20 protein-coding genes are annotated in these 22101 nt (G+C 70.6%); 9 read left to right on the forward strand and 11 right to left on the reverse strand.

The features are described 5' to 3' along the window. The first annotated feature begins 68 nt into the window (after positions 1–68). Positions 69–1373, forward strand: a complete 1305-nt coding sequence (locus D0T12_RS27790) for a cation:proton antiporter (RefSeq protein WP_147339653.1) — start codon at positions 69–71, stop codon at positions 1371–1373. Between the two features lie 13 nt (positions 1374–1386). Here D0T12_RS27790 and D0T12_RS27795 read toward each other — a convergent pair whose 3' ends face one another. Both D0T12_RS27795 and fxsT read right to left on the reverse strand, forming a co-directional pair. Beyond that, positions 1387–2373 carry a hypothetical protein gene (locus D0T12_RS27795; protein ID WP_147339654.1) on the reverse strand — a complete coding sequence of 329 codons (987 nt, stop codon included), beginning with the start codon at positions 2371–2373 and terminating at the stop codon, positions 1387–1389. Positions 2374–2413: 40 nt separating this feature from the next. Continuing rightward, positions 2414–6004: an FxSxx-COOH system tetratricopeptide repeat protein gene (gene fxsT, locus D0T12_RS27800; RefSeq protein ID WP_147339655.1), complete on the reverse strand. Its 3591-nt coding sequence runs from the start codon at positions 6002–6004 to the stop codon at positions 2414–2416. On the opposite strand from fxsT, the gene D0T12_RS35010 reads away from it, so the two are divergent. The 4 genes from D0T12_RS35010 to D0T12_RS27815 all read left to right on the forward strand — a co-directional run bounded on the left by D0T12_RS35010 (position 5993) and on the right by D0T12_RS27815 (position 9757). Further along, entirely contained in the window at positions 5993–6334 is a 342-nt protein-coding gene (locus D0T12_RS35010; RefSeq protein WP_147339656.1) for a hypothetical protein, read from the forward strand. The genes fxsT and D0T12_RS35010 overlap by 12 nt on opposite strands. A 368-nt stretch (positions 6335–6702) precedes the next feature. Then, on the forward strand, positions 6703–7734 hold the full coding sequence (locus tag D0T12_RS27805) for a toll/interleukin-1 receptor domain-containing protein (RefSeq protein ID WP_117403096.1): 1032 nt from the start codon (positions 6703–6705) through the stop codon (positions 7732–7734). A 16-nt stretch (positions 7735–7750) separates the two neighbouring features. Next, positions 7751–8812, forward strand: a complete 1062-nt coding sequence (locus D0T12_RS27810) for a hypothetical protein (RefSeq protein ID WP_117403098.1) — start codon at positions 7751–7753, stop codon at positions 8810–8812. A gap of 27 nt (positions 8813–8839) precedes the next feature. Further along, positions 8840–9757, forward strand: a complete 918-nt coding sequence (locus D0T12_RS27815) for a toll/interleukin-1 receptor domain-containing protein (RefSeq protein ID WP_158581653.1) — start codon at positions 8840–8842, stop codon at positions 9755–9757. A 34-nt stretch (positions 9758–9791) separates the two neighbouring features. Here the strand turns inward: D0T12_RS27815 and fxsA are convergent, their stop codons facing one another. After that, complete coding sequence (gene fxsA, locus D0T12_RS35580) at positions 9792–9980, reverse strand: FxSxx-COOH cyclophane-containing RiPP peptide (protein WP_158581654.1); 189 nt, start codon at positions 9978–9980, stop codon at positions 9792–9794. A 127-nt stretch (positions 9981–10107) separates the two neighbouring features. Between fxsA and D0T12_RS27825 the strand changes: the two genes are divergently transcribed. Both D0T12_RS27825 and D0T12_RS27830 read left to right on the forward strand, forming a co-directional pair. Next, complete coding sequence (locus D0T12_RS27825) at positions 10108–11379, forward strand: FxsB family cyclophane-forming radical SAM/SPASM peptide maturase (protein WP_117403105.1); 1272 nt, start codon at positions 10108–10110, stop codon at positions 11377–11379. A gap of 8 nt (positions 11380–11387) precedes the next feature. Continuing rightward, positions 11388–12737: an HEXXH motif domain-containing protein gene (locus tag D0T12_RS27830; RefSeq protein ID WP_117403107.1), complete on the forward strand. Its 1350-nt coding sequence runs from the start codon at positions 11388–11390 to the stop codon at positions 12735–12737. Here the strand turns inward: D0T12_RS27830 and D0T12_RS27835 are convergent. From D0T12_RS27835 to D0T12_RS27850, 4 genes are all read right to left on the reverse strand, one after another. Further along, a complete protein-coding gene (locus D0T12_RS27835; protein WP_117403109.1) occupies positions 12712–13116 on the reverse strand; it encodes an RNA-binding S4 domain-containing protein in 405 nt (134 codons plus the stop codon). The two genes, D0T12_RS27830 and D0T12_RS27835, sit on opposite strands and share 26 nt — an antisense overlap. A 12-nt stretch (positions 13117–13128) precedes the next feature. Beyond that, positions 13129–14106, reverse strand: a complete 978-nt coding sequence (locus tag D0T12_RS27840) for a 1-acyl-sn-glycerol-3-phosphate acyltransferase (protein WP_117403111.1) — start codon at positions 14104–14106, stop codon at positions 13129–13131. 1 nt (position 14107) lies between these two features. Continuing rightward, positions 14108–14947: a patatin-like phospholipase family protein gene (locus D0T12_RS27845; RefSeq protein WP_233526323.1), complete on the reverse strand. Its 840-nt coding sequence runs from the start codon at positions 14945–14947 to the stop codon at positions 14108–14110. 242 nt (positions 14948–15189) lie between these two features. After that, positions 15190–16182 (reverse strand): DUF2382 domain-containing protein, encoded by a 993-nt coding sequence (locus tag D0T12_RS27850; protein ID WP_147339657.1) that lies wholly within the window; start codon positions 16180–16182, stop codon positions 15190–15192. A gap of 385 nt (positions 16183–16567) precedes the next feature. On the opposite strand from D0T12_RS27850, the gene D0T12_RS27855 reads away from it, so the two are divergent. Further along, positions 16568–17575: a matrixin family metalloprotease gene (locus D0T12_RS27855; RefSeq protein WP_117403113.1), complete on the forward strand. Its 1008-nt coding sequence runs from the start codon at positions 16568–16570 to the stop codon at positions 17573–17575. A gap of 51 nt (positions 17576–17626) precedes the next feature. Here D0T12_RS27855 and D0T12_RS27860 read toward each other — a convergent pair whose 3' ends face one another. The 3 genes from D0T12_RS27860 to D0T12_RS27870 all read right to left on the reverse strand — a co-directional run bounded on the left by D0T12_RS27860 (position 17627) and on the right by D0T12_RS27870 (position 20180). Then, positions 17627–18172, reverse strand: coding sequence for a class E sortase (locus tag D0T12_RS27860; RefSeq protein ID WP_117403115.1), 546 nt, complete (start codon positions 18170–18172; stop codon positions 17627–17629). 113 nt (positions 18173–18285) lie between these two features. Next, positions 18286–19080, reverse strand: a complete 795-nt coding sequence (locus D0T12_RS27865; protein WP_117403117.1) for a chaplin family protein — start codon at positions 19078–19080, stop codon at positions 18286–18288. A 194-nt stretch (positions 19081–19274) separates the two neighbouring features. Beyond that, positions 19275–20180 carry a hypothetical protein gene (locus D0T12_RS27870; protein WP_117403118.1) on the reverse strand — a complete coding sequence of 302 codons (906 nt, stop codon included), beginning with the start codon at positions 20178–20180 and terminating at the stop codon, positions 19275–19277. Between the two features lie 308 nt (positions 20181–20488). On the opposite strand from D0T12_RS27870, the gene D0T12_RS27875 reads away from it, so the two are divergent. After that, positions 20489–20731, forward strand: a complete 243-nt coding sequence (locus D0T12_RS27875) for a hypothetical protein (protein WP_117403119.1) — start codon at positions 20489–20491, stop codon at positions 20729–20731. 66 nt (positions 20732–20797) lie between these two features. On the opposite strand, the gene D0T12_RS27880 is transcribed toward D0T12_RS27875, so the two are convergent. Beyond that, positions 20798–22075 (reverse strand): NAD(P)-binding domain-containing protein, encoded by a 1278-nt coding sequence (locus tag D0T12_RS27880; protein WP_117403120.1) that lies wholly within the window; start codon positions 22073–22075, stop codon positions 20798–20800. Between the last annotated feature and the right edge of the window lie 26 nt (positions 22076–22101).

The raw sequence follows: 22101 nt of genomic DNA on the forward strand, positions 1-22101 counted from the left end.
GATGCTGCCTGCGGAGAGGTGGGTCACGGGCTGGAAGACGGGGTCATCCTGCCATGGGAGCACCGAAGATGTTTCGCAGTGCGGTCACCAGGCGCTTACTGATCGCGCTCGCGATCACGGCGGTGGGCGTCGCCGCGGGCCGGATCGCCGGAGCCGGGCGGGTCGACGATCTCGTCGACGGAGAGGCCTACTTCTACGCCGTCACGGCACTGCTGGCCATCGGGTTGTACAGCAGCACACACGGCATCGAGCGCGGCCAGATGCGGACCGACCTGCGCACCGTGGTCCTGGCGGTCACCGTGGGAGTGCTGGCCAAGGCCGCGGTCATCACCCTGGTGATGGTGGTGCTGTTCCCCGGGCCGGAGGCGTTGGTACTCGGCGTCGCCGTGGCACAGATCGATCCGCTGTCGGTCGCCGCGCTCCAGTCCTCCTCGCGGCTGTCCCCACGCGGCAAGTCGCTTCTGCTCGCGTGGGCGTCGTTCGACGACCCGGTGACGACGCTGCTCACCATCTACGCCGCCACCCTGTCCGTGGCGGTCCACGATCTCGGCCGCACCGACGCGCTCACCGAACTCCAGGGAGGCGGCCTCTCCGGGTTCGTGGCCGGGGCGGCCTTCAACGCGGCGTTCGCGGCTGTTGTCTGCGGGCTGTGGTGGCTGGTGCTGCGGCGTGTGCGGCCCGGTGGCGCGGCGGCGTTCACGGCCGGCTGCGTGCTGCTGCTGGTGGCGGCCGTCGTCGCGGTCTCCCAGTTCTGGATGCTCGGCGTCGCGATCGTCGGCCTGTTCGTCCGCCCGAGCCTCGCCGGGGCGCCCGAGGCGTTCGAACGCCGGATCGGGCAGCTCACCCAGGTCGCCCTGCTTCTGGCGATCCTCGGTACGGGCTTCCTGCTGTCGATGCGCGTCCTGTTCGTCGCCGGTCTCGTCCTGGGCGTCACCGCCTACGCGGTCCACGCCGTCGTGAGCCTCCCCCTCACGCGAGGGCAGACCCCCGACGACCGGGTCCAGCTCGCGATCGCACAGCAGAACGGGATCACGGCGATCGTGCTCTCGCTCCTGCTGGCCCCGGTGTTCCCCGAGGTGGTCGCGACCGTCACCCCCGCGATCGTCGTCATCAACGCGCTCCACGCCCTCTGCAACACCGCCTACAACCGCGCCGGTTCGTGGGCGGCGATTCGGGACAGGCTGCGGCCATCACCCAGCCGGTCATCGCGACAGGAACCCGCCCTCTACATCAACGAGGCGGGTGCGGAAATCGCCTCACCGACGCAACCGGCGGCGGGGGCGTTCAACTGCGCGCCGATGCCGGCACAGCCCCAGCCCGGCGCACCCGCGTCGGCCGTTTCCCCTCCTCCCGCGCCGGACCCCGACGACTGAAGCCGCGCGCCGCTCAGTCCGCGATCGCCTTCGCCAGCGTGTTCAGCATCGTCTCCGCCACGGCGACCTTCGCCTGGTCGAGGGTGACGCCGATGAGCACCTTGTCGTCCTTCAACCGGTGGTAGTACAGCGCGCCGGCCTCGACGTCGAGCACCACACGGTGCAGGCCGCCGCCGAGCAGCGGACGCAGCGTCTTGTCCAACCGGTGGACGGTGATGTAGGTCAGCTTGCCGATCCGCTCGTACTGCTTCCTGCGGTCGGCGTGATCGGTGCCGATCGTGAAGGAGCCCAGCCGGGGATGCCGGAGCAGGTCCGCCGACAGGCACAGGGAGGGACCCTCGAAAAGCGCCACGTAGTGCAGTGCCTCGGGGCTGAGGGCGGCGCGGAAATGGCCCTCCAGCCCGGGGCGGTGACTCCCCCTGTTGAACTCGTCGATGAACCGTTCGGTCTCGACCAGCTCATCCGGCTCGACCTCCACCTCGTACTCGCTCAGGAAGCCCCCGGTATTCGGGGTGCCGCCGTAGCCGCGGGCCAGGCGCACCTCGTCGCACAACTCCCCCATGGCGGTGTCGGCCTCGTCGACCGGAGCGTCCTCCAGGGACGCGCCCACCAGGTACTCGCCCGGGAACGGCGAGAAGTAGAACAGCGCGCCGTCCCCGACGTCGAACACGCAGCGGATCAGCCGCCCGTTTCGGACGGGCGTGAACGCCTTGTCGAGTCTGGCCACGATGTAGTGGAGTTGCTGCCCGTAGGCGTCCAGCGACGCGCGCTTGCGCTTGATCTCCTCGGGCGAGGAGAAACCGGGCACATCGGCCGACTCGAAGGTGTCCTGCCAGAACAGCTGGTTGCCGAAGACGTAGTACGAGACATGGTGCACCTTGCGCCGCTGGAGGACGGCCCGGCACCGCTCCTGAATCTTCCCGAGGCCGGGCCCGGACGCTCCCGATTGACCCTGGGTCACTATCGGTCCGGTGCCGTCCTCGGGGGGCGATTGCGTCATCACGAACCCCCTTCTCCGCCCGCGTCGACGGGAACGTCGCTCACGTCGCTGGAATCTCAAGGTCGATGTCCTTGCGGAGACCGGCGTCCATACCGTTGTCGGCCCCGGTCTTCGCATGTTCGGATACCTGCAGGTTGGTGTAGGCGATCCCACGCAGGGGATGCCCCTCGGCCAGCAGCTTCCGGTAGCTGTCGAAGGCGTGCTTCTCGTGTTCGGCGGCCGCCGCGGGGTCGCCCGCGGCGGCCAGGGCGTTGGCGTAGCCGATCTCGGCGGCGAGCGCGAAGGGATGCGCCGGGCCCACACCGGTGTCGGGGTCGCTCAACGCCCGCCATGCCGCCTCACCGACCTGGCGGGCCTCGTCCAGCAGCCCGGCGCGACGCGCGTAAACGGCGAGGTCGGCCGCACAGGCCCACGCGAACGGATGCGTCTTGTCGAAGATCTTCTGAGCGAGGTCGAGGTTACGTCGGCCCTGATCGAGCGCGTCCTGGTACCGGTCGCGGGCGGCGTGGACGGCCGCGACGCTGACGGCGCAGGACAGGCTCTCCGGGTGCCGGCGACCGTAGCGGAACTCGCTCGCCCGCCAGGTCTCGTAGATGCGATCCCACGCCGCGTCCGCGTCGCCCATGAGGCGAAGGGTGACCGCCAGTGCCTGGGCGGCCCGCAACGCCGTGGGGGAATCGCCTCCGGCACCGGCGCCCAACCTGTCCAGCGCCCTTTGCAGGGTGCTCCGGGCGTTGGCGTAGTCGCCCAGCTCCCGGTAGTCGATACCGATCCTGACCAGCGAGTGCCATGTCTCGGGAGCCTCCTCGCCGAGGACCCGGCGGCGGGTCTCATAGGTGGTGCGATCCAGATCGATGGCGGCTTCCGTGGCGCCGGTCAACAGGAACGCGAGCGCTAGGTTGTTGGCGGCCCGGAGGGTGTCGGGATGCTCGTCGCCGAGCCGTTCCCTGAACGCGGTCAGCGTCCGGTCGTCCAACTGCAGAGCCTCGGTGAACTTTCCCTCGGCGCGCAGGTCGGCGGCGAGGCTGCGCTGTATCTTCAGGCCGAGGAGACGATTCGACCGCAGCGCCTCCGCGTGCAGCTCGGCGGCCCTGTCGTCCCATGTCCGGGCCTGTTGGAACTGGCCGAGCCCGCGCAGCGCGTTGGCGAGTTGGACGAGCAGTTCCAGCCGGTACCGGTCGCCCTCGCCGAAGTCCTTCGTCCAGCGGTCCCGGAGCCGCGCGGCGAGTTCCACCGCCACTGGCAGGTCGTTGTTCATGTAGAGGTATCTGACCTGGTATACGGCCCAGGCGCGGACGGCAGGGGGCGCGTCGGCCGTGTCGCCGATCTCGCAGGCCTCCACATGGCGCTGCAACTCCTCATGACGCCACTCCCGGACGGGACCGGTCAAGTCCTCGCCCGGCATGAAGGCGGCCAGCACGAGCTGCGCCGCAGCCCTGGCCTCGGCGCGCTCGGTGTCCGACATCCCGGCGCGGAGGGTGCGCAGGGTGTGCTGATGGACGCAGAGCCGGTCGAGCTGTTGGTCGACCTGGGCCAGGGAGTACCGCTTGACCATCTGCACGACCTCGTCGACGGTGAGGTCCTCGCCCACGCTCAGGTCATGTCGCCTGATCTGCTCGCGCATCTCGGCGGAGCGGACCAGTTCCATGGCCACGCCGTCGGACGACAGGTACGAGCAGACGCGCAGCAGCCACACCGCCCCCGGTAGCTCACCGGCCAGCCGCTCCAGTGACAACTCGGCGGTGCGCTCGGCGGTGGCCTCTCCCTTCGCGACCGGGGTGGCGTCGAGCGCCTTGAGGTACTGGTCGACCAACGCGTCGGGCGATTGTTCGAGGGACAGGCCGTCCTCGTCCCGCGCGGTGGCCAACCTTTCGGCGACCCAGCCGCCCGCCTTGTCGACGGAGTGCGGATGGTCCCCGAGCCGTTCGGCGACCCGCCCGGCCCGCCCTTCGGTGATGAGGCCGCGGCCGACACGCTCCCGGAAGAGTTCGACGCTCTCGGCGCGAGAGAACCGCTCGACCCGGATGGTGACGTGCTCGGCCGCCCAGCTCGGATTCTGGGTGGTCACGAGGAGGTCTCCGCGTCCGCCGGTGGGGAACAGAGCGGCCAGGTCGGTCGGCTCGTCGGCCGCGTCGTAGATCAGTAGCCATGGGCTGTGGTCGCCCTGGCTCAGCGCGTCCAGCGTCACCGCCACCGCGTCGTGCGCCGAGGCGTCCGCGTCGATCTTCAGTCGGGGAAGCAGCCGCGCCAACTCGGTCCGCGCCTGGCGCACCTCCTTCGCGCAGATCCACCAGATCAGCTCGTAGTCGGAGGCGAACCGGGCGGCGTACTCCGCCGCGATGCTGGTCTTGCCGATCCCGGTGGGCCCGGTCAGCACGACGGGCCGACCGGTTCCCCGGCCGGCGCGCAGTTTCAGGCGCAGATCGTCCAGAACGCCGGTCCGCCCGATGAAGAACTGCTGGGGCGCGCTGACCTTGCGGACGCGCGGACGTCGCTTCGGGAACCGGGGCATCTCCGGAAGCTTCGCGCTCACCGTCACCGGTTGGTCAAGGAAGCTGAAGTGCCGGAGAAGGTCCCGGCGGACGCCCTGCTCATCGTCGCCGTGCGGTACCAGGTCGATGTCGATGGCCGAGCGCAGCACCTCGTTCGTCGGACCCTCGCTGACCCGGATTCCGACCAGCCGGTGACCGGTACCGCTCTTCGAATGCCGGTCCGCGATCAACGCGGTGGCCGTGTCGAGTTCCGGGGCCTTCTGAAGGCGCGGCGACAGCAACAGGACGGTGGTGTCGACGGGGGCGTCGCCCCGCCCGATCCTGGCGTTCAGCCCGACGCGTCTAAAGATCGCCTCGATCCATTCCGCCCAGGGGGCATCGGCCCCACAGGAGACGATCTCCAGGTCGAAGGCGTCGTTCGTGGGCTGGGAGGTCATGAACCGCCGCAGCTTGAGCCGGTCCGCCGGCGGCAGCGGCTTCAGCTCGATGGTGTCGTCCTCGGTGATGGCCTGGGTCAGCGCCTCGAACGCCTTCAGCGTCGTCCCCGCCTCATAGGGGCTCTCGGCGGCGGCGGAGATGATGGGGAGGCTCGCGAGGGCGGGTGAGTGAGGCACCGTGACCCTGCCCCAGTACCGTTCTCGTTCGATCTCGTCGGGCTCGTCCAGGAGCCTCCCGTAGAAGTTGTGGGCGAGGCGTTTGGCGTTCTGGGTGGACGTGTGGTCGTCGCCCATCGGCACCGGCAGCACGCGGACGGCGCCTTTGCCGGAGCCTTCCGTACGACTCCTCAGGTCCCACGCCATCTGGGCACCGTCGCCGATCGTCTCGGGGAAACCGAGCCGGAAGCAGCACACCAGTACGTCGGCGAGATGAACCACGCACAGGCGTGCGAGGGTCGCCCTGCCCGGGAGGTTGTCGATCAGGACGTAGTCGTACCCGCTGCCGAGCAGTTCGGTGCGCAGCGCGGTGAGGAAGTGGTGGCCGTGCCTGCTCTCGGCGAAGTCGTCCCAGGCGAACCGCTCGGCTTCGGCCCAGTAGGTGTCGGTGTCCCGCCTGCCCGCACCGAGATGGGCCAGCTTTCCGGTCAGACCCTTCTTGGTATCGGGCACCGGCCAGTCGAGCGTGACGATATGGTCGCGCACCCCATGGTTCCGCCAGAGCGCGTCGAGGTCCGGCGTGAGACTCTGCCGGCCCTGTTCCGCGTGGGCGCGCTGATAATCGCGCAGGACGTCCAGCAGACCCTCTTGCCGGCCGGGAACGTCCTTGTTCGCGAACAACTTCGCGAGGTACTGATCCACTACGGGCAACTGATCCCCGATGGCCAAATCGACGATCAGGACATTCTTGCCGGCGCTGGACAATATCCAGGCCACGTTCGCGAGTGCGAAGGAACATCCGATTCCCGCCTGACTTCCATGGAAGCCGACGATCTTCGCCTGGGACACCGTCGCGTGCGGCTCGTTCTGATCTGACGTCACCTTCGCCCCCGCCCTGGGACCTCAAGTGCACAACGGTTCTGGGAAAAATCTAGTGATAGGCATCATATATCCAGGTGGCGCCGCTGTTCACCTGCAACGGTCATCCCGGTAAACGGTCGGGTTTCGACTGATTTCGGTCGCCCAAAATATGTTACCTTTGGCCACAGTCGGCCTACCGGCTGGGTTTGCGGCCCACGGTGTGCGGTAATGGTTTGTGTTCGCTGTCGCAGACGATGCCTTTTCGTGTTTTCCAGCCGAAGGGCGGCTGGTCCCCTACGATGGTCGTGACGAGTGAACGGCCGCCCCCGGCCCTCCACCCCGGACACTCCAGTGCCGTGCCCGTTCGTGGACTGCGAGGTCACGTGAAGACTTCCTTCCTCACCAGCTACGCCGGAGGCGAGGATCGGGCCTGGGTCCGTCGGTTTCACAACGATCTCGAAAATGAGATTCGCGGTCGGCTCGGGCCGTTCATCGAAGGCGTCCTGATCGAGCCGGGCGGCGACTCCGTCCGGGCGGCCTCCCAGGCTCCGGCACTGGTGTCGCTGATCTCCCCCACCCACTTTCGCGACCTGCGCTGCGGGCACGAATGGGCGATCTTCACCGAGCGATTGGCACGCGTCCCGCGGGAGCGCGATCGGTGTCTGATCACCGTGCGATGGTGCGCGCCGCTGGACGCCGAAACGGACCTGCCCGACACCGTCCGACCGATGCCCGGTTTCTGGACGCGGGTCGACGCCGAACCCTACGCCACGCGCGGGCTGCTGCACCTCATGCGCACCCGGGAACTCGACGGGGCGGGCGGCTACTACGCGGTCGTGAACGCGGTCGCGGCCCGCGTCCTGGACGCCGGACGGGCGGGGCTCGGACCGCTGGACGAGGCGACGGCGATGACCGTCCGACCGGCCTTCGGGACGGCCTTCGGCTCGCGGGTTCCGGCCACCGCGCGGGCAGCGGCGGCGCAGTCCACCGAACCGGACCAACCCCCGCGCACCGTGGCGATCAACTATGTCGGGGCGGACCAGCCCTGGGCCGACTATCTACGCCATCTCCTGCAATCACACGACTACGAGGTCGAACTGGTGCGCTGGAACGCCGGTCTGGCCGAGCGTCTGAGCGAATCGGTCGCCAGGGCCCGCGACAGTGCCGAACGCGTCGTCACCGTGCTCTCCCGAAATTTCGTCGCCCCGCATATGGCGGCCCCGGTCCCCGAGGGGAGCGTCGACTTCGAAGAGGAACTCACCGGGGCTTCGGAAGACGGCCCGCCGGTCATTCCGGTACAGGTCGACAACGGTCCGCTGCCGGGCGGGCTGAGCGGGCGCGTCATTCGCATGTCCGGCCTCGACGAGGCCGTGATCAGGATGTTCCTGGACGCGGTCCGACGACGCACCGCCTGAACCGATCCGAGATTCCATGACCCCGCACCCGTCGTCCGTACCTGAGCGTATCCGCGCCCCGGGCGTCCCGCCGCCCGTCTGCAACCGCGCCCCGCGCGACCCGCGCTTCGCCGGACGCGACGACGCGCTCGAAGAGGTCGGCGAGCTGCTGCGGGACCGGCCCGTGCTGATCACCGACGCGGAGGGGATGGAGCGCTCGGGCAAGAGCGCGTTCGCGCTGGAGTACTGCCACCGTTTCGGGCAGCGCTACGAGGTGATCTGGTGGTTCGACGCCCGCGCGCCGACCGGCCTGGCCGCCCAGGTCGACTCCCTCCGGCGGAAGACCGGCGCGGCGTTCACGGCCGACCCGTCGTGGCTGACCGTCTACGACGGAGTCCGCACGTTCGGGGAACTGGACGGCCATCTGCCCGGCGGGCGGGGACACGTCCTGATCACCTGTGCGGACGGGCTCGCGCAGGCCAACGGCGTCCGTCCGTACCCGCTGGGGCCGCTGAACCCCCCGGAGTCCGTCCTGCTGCTGACGGGGAAGGCCCCCACCCTGAACCCGGCCCAGGCCGCCCGGCTCGCCGATGCCCTCGGCCACCGCCCGGCGCCGCTCAGCGAGATGGGAGAGCTGCTGCTGGAGAATCCGGACCTCGACGTGGACGTCTGCCTCGCCCTGATCGGCATCGGCCGCTCGACGGCCACGCCCGCACCCGGTCCACTCGCACCGGTGTCGGTGTCCGTCCCGGTTCCGCGACCGCGGTCTCCCGGCACCGGCGAACAGGACCCGGGCGGGGTCGTGAGCGCGTCGCTGCGGGAACAACTCATCGACGCGCTACGCGAGATCGAGGAGCTGACCACCGATTTCGATGAATGGATCAAGAACATCGAAGATCAGGTCGGGTTGCCGATCGACACCTCGGGATCCCATATCAGGGTGAGACTGAGTAAACTCATCCGCCGGAGCCTGCGGCACAAGGACGCCTCGATTCTCGTCCAAATGCCCGCCACGCTGCGAATCGTGGCCAAAAATGATCCTGCACTCCCCAAAGTGGAGGAGCTCATCGACGCCATGAAAAAGATCAGTTTCCCCTGAACGGCCGTCGCCCCCGGAAGGATGCCGATGCCCGAGACCCCCTACGCCTTCTTCCTCAGTTATGCGCGTGGTGTCGACGAGAACCTGGTCGCCGAGTTCTTCAACGATCTCGAGTTCGAGGTGCGGCTGCCGCTCGGTCGTGATCGAAAGAACGTCGGCTTCCTCGACCGCGAGGGCATGTATCCCGGCGACGACTGGAAGACGGTGCTCATCGACCGGGCCCGCACCGCGCGTTCGATGATCGCGTTACTTTCCACCGACTACGGCAAGAGCGGCTGGTGCGGGCGGGAATGGGCGATCTTCACCGAGCGGATCGGCCGCGTGGCCACCGCCCCGGACGCCGAGCCCGTCCGGTGCCTGATACCGCTGCGCTGGTCGGCGGCCGCGGACCAGCCCGAAGTGGTCACACGGTTGCAGAACACCCACCGCAGCCTCGGCGACGACCTGCTGATCGACCTCAAACGCGTCGGCGGCAAGCCCTATTTCAACGCGCTCAAGACGATCGCCGCATGGATCGTCGAGGCCGACCGGTCGGCCCTGCCGCCGCTCGACCGGGCCGAGGCCGCCGCCGTGCGGCCCGCGTTCGGCGACGTCTACTCGTCGGTGTCGCCGCCTGCGCCGCCCGTCCCGTCCCGTGGCACGGTCCCGGCGGAGCTGCGTGCGCGTCTCGTCCACGCGCTGTACCTGGTGGAGCCGCTCCGGGACTCGGGCGGAATCCACGCCTGGATCAGGGAGATGGAGATTCGACTCGGCCCGCTCAACATCAAGGACGGATCGCCCATGGTGATGCTGGCCGGTGTGGTGCGGCGCGCGATCCAGCATCCGGACGCGGCCATGCTGGACGAGATGACGGCCACACTGGAGATCTCGGCCTACAACGAACCCGCGCTGCCACGCGTGACCGAACTCATCCGGCAGATCAAAGAGTGGCGTTATCCATCCTGATCATGGACACGGCCGGATTCGGCCATTGGCACGGTCATTTCGGCTCTTCGGCGATCGCCGACTGGAAACCGGCGATCGCCTCGGCCTGTTCTGTGTCGAGTGACACAAATATCCGGTGCAGTGCGCGGCCCAACACGGATTCTTCGAGATCGTCCAGGGCGTGCAAGGGGATGACGCTGACATCCAGCAACTGATCGGCGCGGTCCGCTCCGGTATCGGCCATGGAAACACCTCCGGAGAAGATGTTATTTTGCGGGGCAGGATGGGGCGATGACATCGGCATAAAGGACGCCCGTTCAAGCCGTACCGGGTCGGCCCCGGAAGACGCCGTACCGGAAGCCGGGGTGCGCATGAGCGAGGAAGCGGCTTTCATCGAGGCCCGCGCCACCGTGAGCCCGCCGCGGCCCCGCCCACCGGCGGAACCGGATGTGGACGCGCTCCTGGCCGACGGCTGGCGGCCGACCCCGTTCCGGCAGTTCGTCCTCAAGATCGTTAGCCGTTGCGATCTGGCGTGCGACCACTGCTACGTCTACCGGATGGGCGACCAGAGCTGGCGCGGGCGGCCGCACGGGATGGCGCCCGCGGTGCTCGCCCGTACCGCCGAGCGCGTCGCCGAGCACGTCCGGGACCACGACCTTCCGTCCGTCGCGCTCATCCTGCACGGTGGGGAACCCCTGCTGGCCGGGACCGGCCTTATCGGAGACACCGTCCGGACGACGCGCGAGGCGGTACGGAAGGCCGCGGGGCCAGGGCCGGACGGCCGCGAACGGGTCCGCGCCATCGTCCAGACCAACGCCGTCCGGCTCGGCGAGGAGGAGCTGCGGCTGTTCGACGCGCTCGACGTGCGGGTCGGGGTGAGTCTCGACGGCACGGCCGCGGCGCACGACCGGCACCGGCGCCGCCCCGACGGGCGGGGCAGCCACGCCGCCGTCCACACCGCGCTCGAACGGCTCACCTCCGACCGTTACCGGCACCTGTTCGGCGGGCTGCTGTGCACGATCGACCTCCGCAACGACCCGGTGGAGACCTACGAGGCCCTGCTGCGGTACGGGCCGCCCGTCATCGATCTGCTGCTGCCGCACGCGAACTGGTCCCGGCCGCCGCCGGGACGGCGGGACGGCTCCGCGGCCACACCCTACGGCGACTGGCTGGTCGCGGTGTTCGACCGCTGGTACGGGGCGCCGCGGCGGGAGACCGGCGTCCGGCTGTTCCAGGAGATCCTGCACCTGCTGCTCGGTGGGGCGTCCACGACCGAGGCGGTGGGCGTCTCGCCGGTCGGCGTGGTCGTGGTGGAGACCGACGGAGCGATCGAGCAGTCCGACATCCTGAAGTCCGCGTTTCCCGGTGCTCCGGAGACCGGGAAGCACGTGTTCCGGGACTCCTTCGACTCGGTGCTGCTGTCACCGTTCATCGCGGCCCGGCAGATCGGCTTGCGAGCCTTGTGTCCGACATGCCTTTCATGTCCCGTTCGGAATGTGTGCGGGGGCGGTCATTACGCGCACCGCTACCGCGAATCGAACGGCTTCCAGAACCCCTCGGTGTACTGTCCGGATCTTCTCCGGCTCATCCTGCACATCCGGTCCCGGCTCGCCGCCGATTTGTCCGGAATGGCCGCGAAGTAAAGGAAGAAATGGACGTTTCCTACCATCGGCCATCCAGCCGTCTGCTGCGGGAACTGGCAGCGGGGGCGGGGGGAATTCCGGCGATGCGGGTGCTGGACGACATACAGGCGAGTCGGCACCTCCTTCTCGTGCGCGCGGTGGCGGAGCAGGCGCGTTCGTCCGGCGATCGGGGAACGGCCGAACGGGTCCGGCGCGCCTACCGGATGCTCGCCGATCTGGACGCCGCCCACCCGGTGGAGGTCCGCCGTGTGCTCCGGCATCCGGCGGTCGGCGCATGGGCGGCCCGAACGATCCGTGACGCCCGCCGTGGCGGTTCGTCCGGCGCCATGGAGCAGCTCAGCACGGTCGCCGCGGCCGCGACGATCCGCGCCGGGGGCGACGCGACCGTGACCGTGCCGGCCAGGGGCACGACGGTCATGTTGCCCTCGTTGGGCGCCGCCGTCCTCAACCGGCCCGCCATGTCCCCGACGGTGCGTGTCGCGGGCGGACGCGCGGTGGTCGAGGCGCCCGGCACCCGAGTCGAGGTGCCCGCCGACGCGCGGACCGACGCGCCGGGCTGGCTCGGGCTGCGACGCGTCACGGTGTCCTCGGCGGGGCTGTCGCTGGACGTCCTGATCGACGACCTCGACCCGTACCGGTTGCCCGCCGGCGCGCTACGAGACCGGCTTCCGGGTTCCGAGCTGCGGCGCTGGGCCGAAGACCTCGCGGCCGCCTGGCACCGCCTGGTCGGACGTCACCGGGAGGTGGCCGAGGAGGCGAGCGTGGCCGTCCGCGTGGTGACGCCCCTGGCCGACCCCGGCACCGGCCGGATCAGCGCCAGTTCCCGCGAGGTGCACGGCGCCATCGGGTTCTCCCGGACCTCCGACGCCTGCGCGCTGGCCCTCGCGCTCGCCCACGAGACGCAGCACATCAAGCTGGCCGCGCTGGTCGAGGCGGTCCCGATGATCCGTCCCGGCCACGACCGGCTGTACTACGCTCCGTGGCGGAACGATCCCCGTCCCGTCTACGGAATGCTTCAGGGCACGTACGCGCACCTCGGCGTCGCCGCGTTCTGGCGGCGCGAGCGCGGCTGGACGCCCGGCGACATGCACGCGCACACCGAGTTCGAACGCTGGCGCACGGCGGCCCTGTGGGCGTGCGACAGCCTCCTGCGAGGCGACGGCCTGACATCGGCCGGTGTCGACTTCGTCCATGGCATGGCCGACACCCTGAGGCTCTGGGCGCGGGAGCCGGTGCCCGCCCAGGCGATGCGGTCGGCGTCCCGCAAGGCCGCGCGGCACCGGGCCTGCTGGGCGCGGCGCAACGGCCGCCCACACCCCGGAGCCGGGGTGGTCAGTCCCGCGCGGGCGGCTCGTTGAGGACGCGGTAGCGGTCGAGGATGCGTTCCAGTTCGCGACGGTCCCGTTTGGTGGGACGGCCCGCGCCGCGCTCGCGGCGGCCGACCGGGATGAGGGCCTCGGGCGGCGGCGGAGGCGGGCTCTTGTCGATCAGGCATTCCTGCGCGACGGGCGCCCCGACCCGCTTACGGATGATCCGCTTCACGACGACGATCCGTTCCCGCCCGTCATGGCGGAGCCGGACCTCGTCGCCGGGCTTCACCGTGGTGGACGGTTTGGCGCGTTCGTCGTTCACGCGGACATGCCCCGCGCGGCAGGCGGTCGTCGCCATCGACCGGGTCTTCAGCAGGCGCACCGACCAGATCCACAGGTCGACCCGCACCGTCCCCTCGTCGCCCATACGTCCATGATGTCACTCGGGGACGGGTGCGCGGTTGGCGGTGATCCAGGCGTCGGCGCGTTCCCACTGCGTGTACAGCCAGTCGGTGCGGGCGTCGCGGCCGTCGGGGACTTCCTCGGCGGGGATCCGCCACCAGCGGGCGCGGACGGGTTCGGTGAGGGGGACGCGGCGCCAGACGTCGGCGGCCGTGGCCATGTGGTCGAGGCCGGTGTGCGCGACGAACACGACGTCGGCGGTCGGCGCGGATTCGAGCGCGGCGAGCACCCCGCCGGGACGTGGCGGCATCACGTTCCGCATCGCCGCCGCGCGTTTCGCCTCGTCCCGCCGCTGGAGGCGGGCCAGCCGCCGGATCGCGCGCCGCCGCCGACGCGGCGTGAAGTTGCCGCCCTCGGGGAAGATCAGGAGCGCGTCGCGGGGGCCGAGGTCGTCGGCGAGGCGGCCGATGTCGTCGACGGCGCCGCCGCCCGGCGTGACGAACACGTTCGGCAGACGGTTCGCGGCGATGTCGATGCACGGATCGAGCTGCAACTGCGCCTTCATGACGACGCGGGGCCGCCGCCGGTAGTCGCTGAGCAGATGGTGGACGAGGAGCAGCGCGTCCCCCGGGCCCGCGTGGCGGCTGAGGACGATCAGCGGGCGGTCGCCGTCCGGCGTCGTCCCCGGCCGGGGGCCGTCGATCACGATGCGCAGGCCCAGCCGCCGTTCCGCGACCGCGTACAGGGCGCCGACATAGCGGCGGATCACGTCGTAGTGCCGGTCGTCGCGGGCGCGGCGCCGAAGCCACAGCCAGCCGAGCTCCAGGACGGCGACCGACTCCCGCGTGCCCCACGCCAGCGCGAACCACAGCAGCCGGGCGGCGCGCCGGCGGTCGCGTCCGGCCAGTGTCGCCACCGGCTGGACGACCGGGAACAGCACGACGATCAGCAGGGTCAGGACGAACAGCAGCGGCGTGAGGAGCACGCGGCGGACGATGGAGGGCGGGAGTGGCATGTCACGCTCGTTCCTTGAGGTAGGTCAAGGATGCCTCGTAGGCGCGTTCGATGTGCGCGGCGATGCCCGTGGCGTTCCGGTACCGCATCTGCGCGAGGTCGACGCCCGCCTTCTGCGGGCGGGCACCCGCCGGGAGGACGTGCACGGTGAGGTCCTCCGGCAGGCTCGCCATCTCCTCGAAGAAGCGGTGCCGCCGCGCGATCTCGAACGCGACGAGGCCGACCTCCCAGGGGCGGCGCGGCGGCGGCAGGTCCCGCTCGATGCGCCCGACGTGCAGGACGTAGATGGTGGTGGCGCCGAGCATGACGGCCCGTCCGACCGGGATGCTGTGGACGAGCCCGCCGTCGACATAGTGCCGGTCGCCGATCGGGACGGGCGGCAGCAGCCCCGGCGCGGCGGACGAGGCCAGCACGGCCGGGATCAGGGGACCCTCGGTGAACCAGTGCGCCATCGCCGTCTCGATTCCGGCGGCGACGCACTGGAACGGGACGGCCAACTCCTCGAACGTCCGGACGGGAAGCAGTTCGTCCAGCATCCGGCGGAGCGGTTCGTTCGAGTGCAGATGCGTTCCGGAGCGGGCGAGCGTCCACAGCCGCGCGAGGACGCCCGCGCCGAACACGGACCGGGCGGAGTCGTTCGACCACAGGCCGGTGAGCCGTTCGATCGCCGCGTCGCCGGGCTCCGCGGCGACGAACACGCCGTTCAGCGCGCCGATCGACGTCCCGACGACCAGGTCGGGTCTGATGCCGGTCTCTTCCAGCGCCCGCAACATGCCGACCTCGTGCGCGCCGAGCACACCGCCGCCGCCGAGCACGAACGCGACCCGGGGCTCCCGTTCCACGCGTCCGGGCCTCCTCTCGCGGGTCTGAGAGGAGCCTCTCCGCCGGGGACGGCGATAAACGGGCGAACGCGGCGTCCGTCATGCGGTGTTCGTCATACGGGTGCGCGTCGTACGGGTGTGCCTCATACGGCGTCACCGCAATACGGCGCGCGCCCGGCCGGGGCGGCGGGTGAGTTCGGCCCGGCCGGGCGGCGCCATCCGGGATGGCATCTCACGACGTGGGAGCGCGTCGCCCGGTTCGGTCACACGGAAGGACGGCCACGCTCGTCGCGGCGCTCGGATCCGGCTGGACGCCCGGGCCCACGGCCCTCGTCGCGGGTGACCTCGATGCGCTCCTTGCGGAGTTCGCCGCGGATGGTCTCCTCGTCCTGGACCTGCTCGGTCCGGACCCGGACCCGCTCGACCGGAACGGTCTCCTTGGCGATGACCGGACGCTCCTCGTAGAGGATGATCTCCAGGTCGTCCTCGGAGATGGCCAGGTCGGGACTCGGCCGCCCGCCCGTGATCGGCTCGCGGTCGATCCTGATCTCCTCGTGGGTGAGAGGGACGGTCCGCTCGACCATCTCCGTCTCGATCCACTTGTGCACGTGGACGCGTCCCGCCTCGTTCCGCTCGGTGCTGACGCGCATCCGCTCCTCCGACCGGGTCAGCTCGGTCAACGGCTCCGCGCCCTCTCTCGGCGCCTGGGACGGTGTCGCCTGTCCGCGCTTGTTCTTGTCCGGTCGTACGGCCATTCCGGCGGCACCCGCCATCCCGGCGGTACCGGCCGCGCCCGCCATGCCCGGCGACTTCTCGCCGGAGCCCTCGGCGGCCTTGCCCTCGGCGGCCTTGCCTTCCGCGTTCTTGCCCTCGGCGCCGGCCATGCGGCGGTCCTCGGGATTTCCGCGCGAGCTGTCGGTCTCGTCCGTGCCGCGTCCGGCCGGTGGACGGACGCCGTAGTGCCGGTACAGGTCCACGATCTGGGCATGCGACAGGTGTTCGTCCGCGTCCACGTTGGGAGCGCCCTTGATGGTCTCCTTGTCGTAGGGGACCTGGAGCATGTCCCCGTTCTTACGCGTCCCGGCCAAGGGGACGAAGCTCTCCCTCATCCCGAACCACCCGGTGTGCACCGTCACCCATTCCGGCGCTCCGGAGTCGTCGTTGAGGTACACCTGTTTGATCGTGCCGACCTTCGTGCCGTGGGTGTCGGTCACGCTCATGCCCATCAGTTCCCGCACCTGTGTCTGCGTCTCCACGTTGAACACCTCTGCTTCCGTGAACGCACCCGGACGGCGGGGGGTGAGGGGAGGCGGCGGCCCGCCACTCGGTTGCGGTGTATCTCGACCGGGCGCCGGAACACCGACGCCTTGTTCTGTTGATCCCGAGTTGCCGGATTACTCCCTGCTTTTCCGTGGAGACCCCCGATAAACGCGTTTGCCAAAGGATGACGAACGGTTGAGGAAAGAATTACGCCGGTGACCGGCAACGCCCACCTCGATCATTTCCGCAATACACCCACATCTCCCCCATTCATAAATGGCGCCACTCGCAACATGGTGATCATTTTAGAATGCGGCAGTTTCTCTTTCCCCGGCACGCGCAAGACTGCGGAGGGACGTTCCCACACATCGGAGAACTGATATGCACGGAATCTCACGCGCGGCCCGAGTCGGGGCCGTACCGGCCGTGATGACCGCCGCTTTCGCCTGCGCGCTGACGGCCACGGGCGGAATCGCCACGGCGGCCGACACCGGGCCCCGGCGCCCACCCACCTGGTGCAAACCGGGCGGGACGCTGTCCATCCGCGCGATGCCACAGAAGATCAGGATCGCCCAGTGCGATCTGCGCGGCCGGACGGTGCGCGGCGCCGACGGGCTCACCGCGGTCGTCCCCACCGACGGAAGCTCCCTGGTCGCGCACGCGCTGCGCACCGGCGGATCCGCCGCCCTGAGCGTCCGCGTCAACCGCGTCGCGGGCGAGATCATCCTGTCGTCGCGGGGCGCGCACGTGCCCCAGGGCAGGCCTCGCGCGGCCCAGGCGCCGCTGAACCCGTGCCAGGACGGCACGTACAGCCTCGAACCCAGCAAATGGGCGACGGGCAGCGCCGTCCCGTGGAGATACCACCCGGGCACGACCGGGCTGCCGAGCTCCGTCATCGCCGAGGGCGTCGCCAACATGGTCAACGGCGCCACCGACTGCACGAGCCGGCGCAGGTTCACGCCGCCGCCGAACGTGGGCGGGCGCTATGTCGGGCAGTCGGCCACCGGCCCCAACGTCACCGACACCGCCACCTGCGCTCAGCGGGACCGCGTCAACACGTTCGGGTGGAGGTCCATGACCGGCGCGAACGGCAACATCCTCGCGGCGACCTGCATCTGGTACAGCGGGTCCCGGACGCTGGAGTCGGACATGGCGCTCCAGCAGCACGGAAAGCGGTGGTGGACCGGCGGGACGTGCCGTCCCGGGAGCTTCTCGGTCGAGGCGGTCGCGACGCACGAGGCGGGGCATGTGTTCGGCCTGGCCCATGTCGCGGGGTCGAGGCACTCCGACCTGACGATGGCGCCGTCCGTCGCGGCCTGCGACAACGGGCCCGCCACGCTCGGCCGCGGCGACCACGCCGGTCTGATCGCCCTGTACGGCGGACGCTGAGCGGCGGCGTCGGGCAGCGGGCAGCGGGTCAAAAGGTCACAGGTCAACAGGTCAACGGTCGAGTGTGCCGACGACGACGAGCCGCCACCGGTCCGAGCCCTTCGGGGTGCAGGTGATGAGCGTGACGTACCGGCCGTGGGGCGCGCTGCGCGGCCGGAACGGCACGGGTTCGAGGACGCTTCGCTTCCGCGGATCGATGACGTGCCTGCTCCGCATCCGGTAGACGTAGGACGTGCGGCCGACGCGCAGGACGATCCTGTCGCCGCGCCTCATCCTGTCGAGCTGGTTGAACGGGCGGTGCCAGGTCGTCCGGTGGCCGAGAAGCACCGTGTTGCCTTCCTGTCCCGGACGGGCCGTCCCCGGATGGCGCCCGACGCCGCGCCGCAGCACCGACTCGCCCACGCCCGTCCTCACCGTGGTGTTCAGCCGTATCCGCTTGATCCACAGGTGAGCGATCACCGCCCCGGTCCGCGCCCGCGCCTGGACGGGCGTCCGGGCTTGCGTCCGGGGTTCGGCGTGGGCGTGCGGAACGACGGTCACGGTCAGGGCGCAGCAGACGGCGACGGCGGCCGCGAGGAGTGACTTGCGATCGAGCATGGTCCACTTCCATCGAGATTCTCGGGTTCTGGCGGAAAGGGAAGGGGCGGCACGTCTGCCGCCCCTTCTCCGCGTCAGGTCGGCGGCGGATCGTCACCCGCGCCGACGCCGGTTCACCTCAGGACCTGGGTGCCGACCTTGCCGACCTTCTTGGGCTTGATGTCCACGCCGCGAACCCGGGCGGTCCGGTTGAGCGACTCCAGGAAGGTCCGCACGACGGGCAGGCCGTCCGCCTTCCGGTAGTCGGGCGCCGCGCCGATGGCGGCCGGACGCGCCAGCCGCGAGTTCTGCTGCGACCGCATCGTCGACGGCAGCTTCGTGTGCCCGGCGCCGGGGCGGTGCTTGGACGGCTTGTACGGCTTCTTCTTCGGCGGCGTCCGCGGCGTGGGCGGCAGCTTCGGCTCCCCGCTCTTGACCGACGCCCCGCCCTTGCACTTCGCCGCCGCGATGCCGAGGACCGCGATCGCGTTGCCGCACACGTCCACCGGGACGCTGATCGGCGCGTTGATCTGGTTGCCGCCGAGGATGGAGAACATCCCCGAGGTCTCCATGTTCGGGTCGCCGGAGGCGAGGCGCTTCACGGACGCCCCGCCCTTGCACTTGGCCGCCGCGATGCCGAGGACCGCGATCGCGTTGCCGCACACGTCCACCGGAATGCTGACCGGCGCGTTGATCTGGTTGCCGCCGAGGATGGAGAACATCCCGGAGGTCTTCATGTCCCCGCCGTCGCCGTGGCGGGCGTTGTCGGCCCTGGCCCCGCTCGCCGGCTCGGCGATCGCGGTGCCGAGCGCGCCGATGTCGCCGGACCGCGTGGCGGCGACGGCGCCGGGGCCGAAGGCGGCTCCGGCGGTGAGGGCGCCCACGGCGATGAGGGCGACGCGGCCGGTGTTCCTTGTCCACAAACGCATGGTTTTCTGGCTCCTGTCGTGTTCGTCGTTTTCGGTGTGATCGCTGCGCGGCACCGTCCGGGTGGGCGCAGCGGGCAGCCGGCCGGGCATGGCCGTTGCCCATCGAGGAAAGATCGTGGAAATCCGCAGGGACGGGCGGCGCCGAAGATCGCGCGGGCCGTCCGGGACACGCCCCCGGTCAGGGGACGGCGGTCCTAGTCAGGGACGACGGAAGGGCCGCCGGGCGCGGACACGTCGGTCAGCGCCGTGCGGTGGAACGTGTTCGGGTCCAGCGCGGCGGGCACCGCCGGGTACCGGCCGCTGGTCATCAGGTCGGCGATCGGCGAGAGCTGGTGCCCTCCACCGGAGCCGCCGCCCGGCTCGCTCTGGCCCTTGGGCAGCACGGGATCGCGCTGGTCACCGCGGCATCCGGCGCAGTCGCCGGAGTCCGACTCGTCCGCGTCGTCGGCGGACGTCCTGGAAGGGGCGGCACCGAGATCGGCGCGAGCATGGGCGACATCGCCCGCCACGGCCTTCTCGGGCCCCCGCGTCGACCGTTCGCGCTGCCGGGTCGGCGCCTCGACCACCACGGACGGCGAAGGTGGCACGTCCTCGCGGACGACACCGCTCACCACCCCGACGACGGGCGCGCGCCGCACGTCCGGGAGCCGCACGAGCGGAACCCCGGCCGCGTCGGTCAGCCTCTCCAAGTCGCGGACGACCTGGTCCTTGCCGTCGAGGACGGCCCGCTGCCGGTCCCGCAGGTACCGCAGGGGTTCGTCTCCGAGCTCTCCGACCTGGTCGGAGAGCCGCTGGACGGGACGGTCGCCGACCGCCCGGTCCGCCACGCGTTCGGCGGCGGAGATCGGGTCGGTGACGTCGACGTGACGGGTCACTGCTGCCGCGGCGGTCGCGGCGTCCTGGTCCGGCGTGTCGTGCCGCGCGGCGTGGGCGGTCCCGTTGAGCGCGGAGAACGCCACCCACCCGACGAACGCGAGGCCCGCGAGGGCGGCGAGACGGAAGACGAGCCGGACGACGCAACGAGGAGGGACGGGGGACTGGGCACGCGGCGTCCGACCGTCGGGGCGAATCGCCCCGGTACGGATCGGTGCTGGTGCCATTCCCGGTCCACTCCTCTGCTCTGGCCATGCCCCACGTGGGGCGGACGGCATGAACGTAGCACCGGAGAACACGCGATCAAGGAGCCATTGTCCGGCCTCCCCGGATGTCTGCGGATCATTTACCGGGGCATGAACGCGCCTTTAGCAGCGCGCCCGATTCGCCGGTAATTCAACGTTTTAGTGATCGCCGGCGGGGTCGTGGACATCGAATGTTCACCCGGAGTTCACGAGCCGCATGGCGTACGGTATCGAGTGCGCTACATTCGGCGGACGGGCGGTTGCGACGACCGCCCTCCCGAGGAGCTGCGATGCCCGACCCCTCGTCCCCGATCGCGCGGCTGCGACCGGCACGACGCCGCTGCGCGCCCCGCCGGTTCGCCGACCGTCCGAAGATCCAATTCATTGTGCTGTCCAGCGTTCCCGCCGGTCAGCGCACCCGTGGGCGGGGCCACCGGACGTTCGCCTGGACGCTGTACTCGCGCTGGCAGTGGTCCCTGGCCACCGCCCGCGCCGAGCGTGAACGCCGCAGGTACCGTCCGCCCTGGGAGTGACCACCGGCTCCGCCCGGCCGCGACCACCCGGCCGGACGCGCCCCCGTCACACCGGAGGAAGATTCTTCACCGCGGCGAGACGTCCGGTTCGAGGACGGTCTCGACCCGCCCCGCGGGCTCCCGGACGGCCGGGGTGCGGCGGATGATGTGGTGCGCGATCCGGCGTGCCGCGAAGTCGGCGCCGTGGACGAACCGCATGACGGGCCCGAACGTGACCGCGGCGGCGAGTCCCGCGAAGTAGAGGCCGGACGTCGACGCCTCGAAGTTCCGGCTGAGCACCGGCGCGCCGAACCGGGTCCCTCCACCCTTCGGACCGGAGTGGGTGGCGATCCGGGCCCGCAGGTCCGGTGACAGCATCGTGAGGCGTTCGATGTCCGGGACGTATCCGGTGGCGGCGATGGCGTGCTCCACCTCCGTCGTGACGCGGCGCCCGGCCTGGTCGATGGTGGTGAGGGCGACGCCGTCGTCCCGCCCGGCCGCCTTCACCACGCAACGGCCGGTGGAGACGCGGACGCGGTCGTCCAGCCGGTCGCGCAACCACCAGGCGCCCGCGGGCGGGAGCGTCTCCCGAACGATCCGCCGCCGCGTCCGCTCCGGCAGGTACCGGACGAGCCCGGGACGCTCCGCCCACAGCCACGTCCGGTACCCGGTCCCGAGCCCCGACCGGGGCCCGCCGCGCAGCAGTTCCAGCGGTGACCGCGACTGCTCCGGCACCGTGTTCCAGTCGAGTTCGGCGCGGCGGGCGATGACGTGCGGGTACGCGCCAGCGTCGGCGAGCAGCACCGCCGTCTCCAGCGCGGACTGCCCGGCGCCGATCACCGCGACCTCCTTGCCCGCGAACAGGCCGAGGTCCCGGTGGGCGCTGCTGTGCGAGACCAGCCAGGACGGCAGCCCGGACAGTTCATCGGGAATGTGGGCGAACGGTCCGACGCCGACGGCGACCACGACGATCGGCGTCGCGATCGTCTCGCCGGTGGAGAGCGTGACGACGTAGCCGTCCCGGCGGGCGCCTTCGATGTTCACGACCTGCGCGTCCTCGGTGCCGGGGATCACCACGGACGCGAACCAGCGCCCGTAGGCCACGAACGTGTCGAGGGGGATCGGCCGGCCGAGGCCCCAGTCGGGGTGCCGGTCGGTGAAGCCCATGCCGCGCTGCGGCGCGCCGAGATTGGACGCGAACGGCTCAGACTTCAGGTACATGCCCTCCGGCATGTTCTCGTCCCAGAACCGCATCGGTCGTCCGATGATCCGGACGTCGAGGCCGAGGTTCTGGAGGTACGCGGCCGTGGACAGCCCGTAGGGTCCGGCGCCCGCGATGACGACGTCGCAAGCCGAGTCGTTCATGTTCGTTCCCCCCGTGAAGTGTGGTG

This window comes from Actinomadura spongiicola (assembly GCF_003432485.1).
Classification (GTDB): Bacteria; Actinomycetota; Actinomycetes; order Streptosporangiales; family Streptosporangiaceae; genus Spirillospora; species Spirillospora spongiicola.

Excerpts from the sequence above, each read along its gene's own strand:
- D0T12_RS27830 (WP_117403107.1), top strand. The coding sequence starts at position 11,388 with ATGGACGTTTCCTACCATCGGCCATCCAGCCGTCTGCTGCGGGAACTG.
- D0T12_RS27835 (WP_117403109.1), bottom strand. The coding sequence starts at position 13,116 with ATGGGCGACGAGGGGACGGTGCGGGTCGACCTGTGGATCTGGTCGGTG.
- D0T12_RS27860 (WP_117403115.1), bottom strand. The coding sequence starts at position 18,172 with ATGCTCGATCGCAAGTCACTCCTCGCGGCCGCCGTCGCCGTCTGCTGC.
- D0T12_RS27790 (WP_147339653.1), top strand. The coding sequence starts at position 69 with ATGTTTCGCAGTGCGGTCACCAGGCGCTTACTGATCGCGCTCGCGATC.
- D0T12_RS27840 (WP_117403111.1), bottom strand. The coding sequence starts at position 14,106 with ATGCCACTCCCGCCCTCCATCGTCCGCCGCGTGCTCCTCACGCCGCTG.
- D0T12_RS27865 (WP_117403117.1), bottom strand. The coding sequence starts at position 19,080 with ATGCGTTTGTGGACAAGGAACACCGGCCGCGTCGCCCTCATCGCCGTG.
- D0T12_RS27825 (WP_117403105.1), top strand. The coding sequence starts at position 10,108 with ATGAGCGAGGAAGCGGCTTTCATCGAGGCCCGCGCCACCGTGAGCCCG.
- D0T12_RS27875 (WP_117403119.1), top strand. The coding sequence starts at position 20,489 with ATGCCCGACCCCTCGTCCCCGATCGCGCGGCTGCGACCGGCACGACGC.
- fxsA (WP_158581654.1), bottom strand. The coding sequence starts at position 9,980 with ATGGCCGATACCGGAGCGGACCGCGCCGATCAGTTGCTGGATGTCAGC.
- D0T12_RS27810 (WP_117403098.1), top strand. The coding sequence starts at position 7,751 with ATGACCCCGCACCCGTCGTCCGTACCTGAGCGTATCCGCGCCCCGGGC.
- D0T12_RS27855 (WP_117403113.1), top strand. The coding sequence starts at position 16,568 with ATGCACGGAATCTCACGCGCGGCCCGAGTCGGGGCCGTACCGGCCGTG.
- D0T12_RS27795 (WP_147339654.1), bottom strand. The coding sequence starts at position 2,373 with ATGACGCAATCGCCCCCCGAGGACGGCACCGGACCGATAGTGACCCAG.
- D0T12_RS35010 (WP_147339656.1), top strand. The coding sequence starts at position 5,993 with ATGGTCGCGCACCCCATGGTTCCGCCAGAGCGCGTCGAGGTCCGGCGT.
- D0T12_RS27870 (WP_117403118.1), bottom strand. The coding sequence starts at position 20,180 with ATGGCACCAGCACCGATCCGTACCGGGGCGATTCGCCCCGACGGTCGG.
- D0T12_RS27815 (WP_158581653.1), top strand. The coding sequence starts at position 8,840 with ATGCCCGAGACCCCCTACGCCTTCTTCCTCAGTTATGCGCGTGGTGTC.
- D0T12_RS27880 (WP_117403120.1), bottom strand. The coding sequence starts at position 22,075 with ATGAACGACTCGGCTTGCGACGTCGTCATCGCGGGCGCCGGACCCTAC.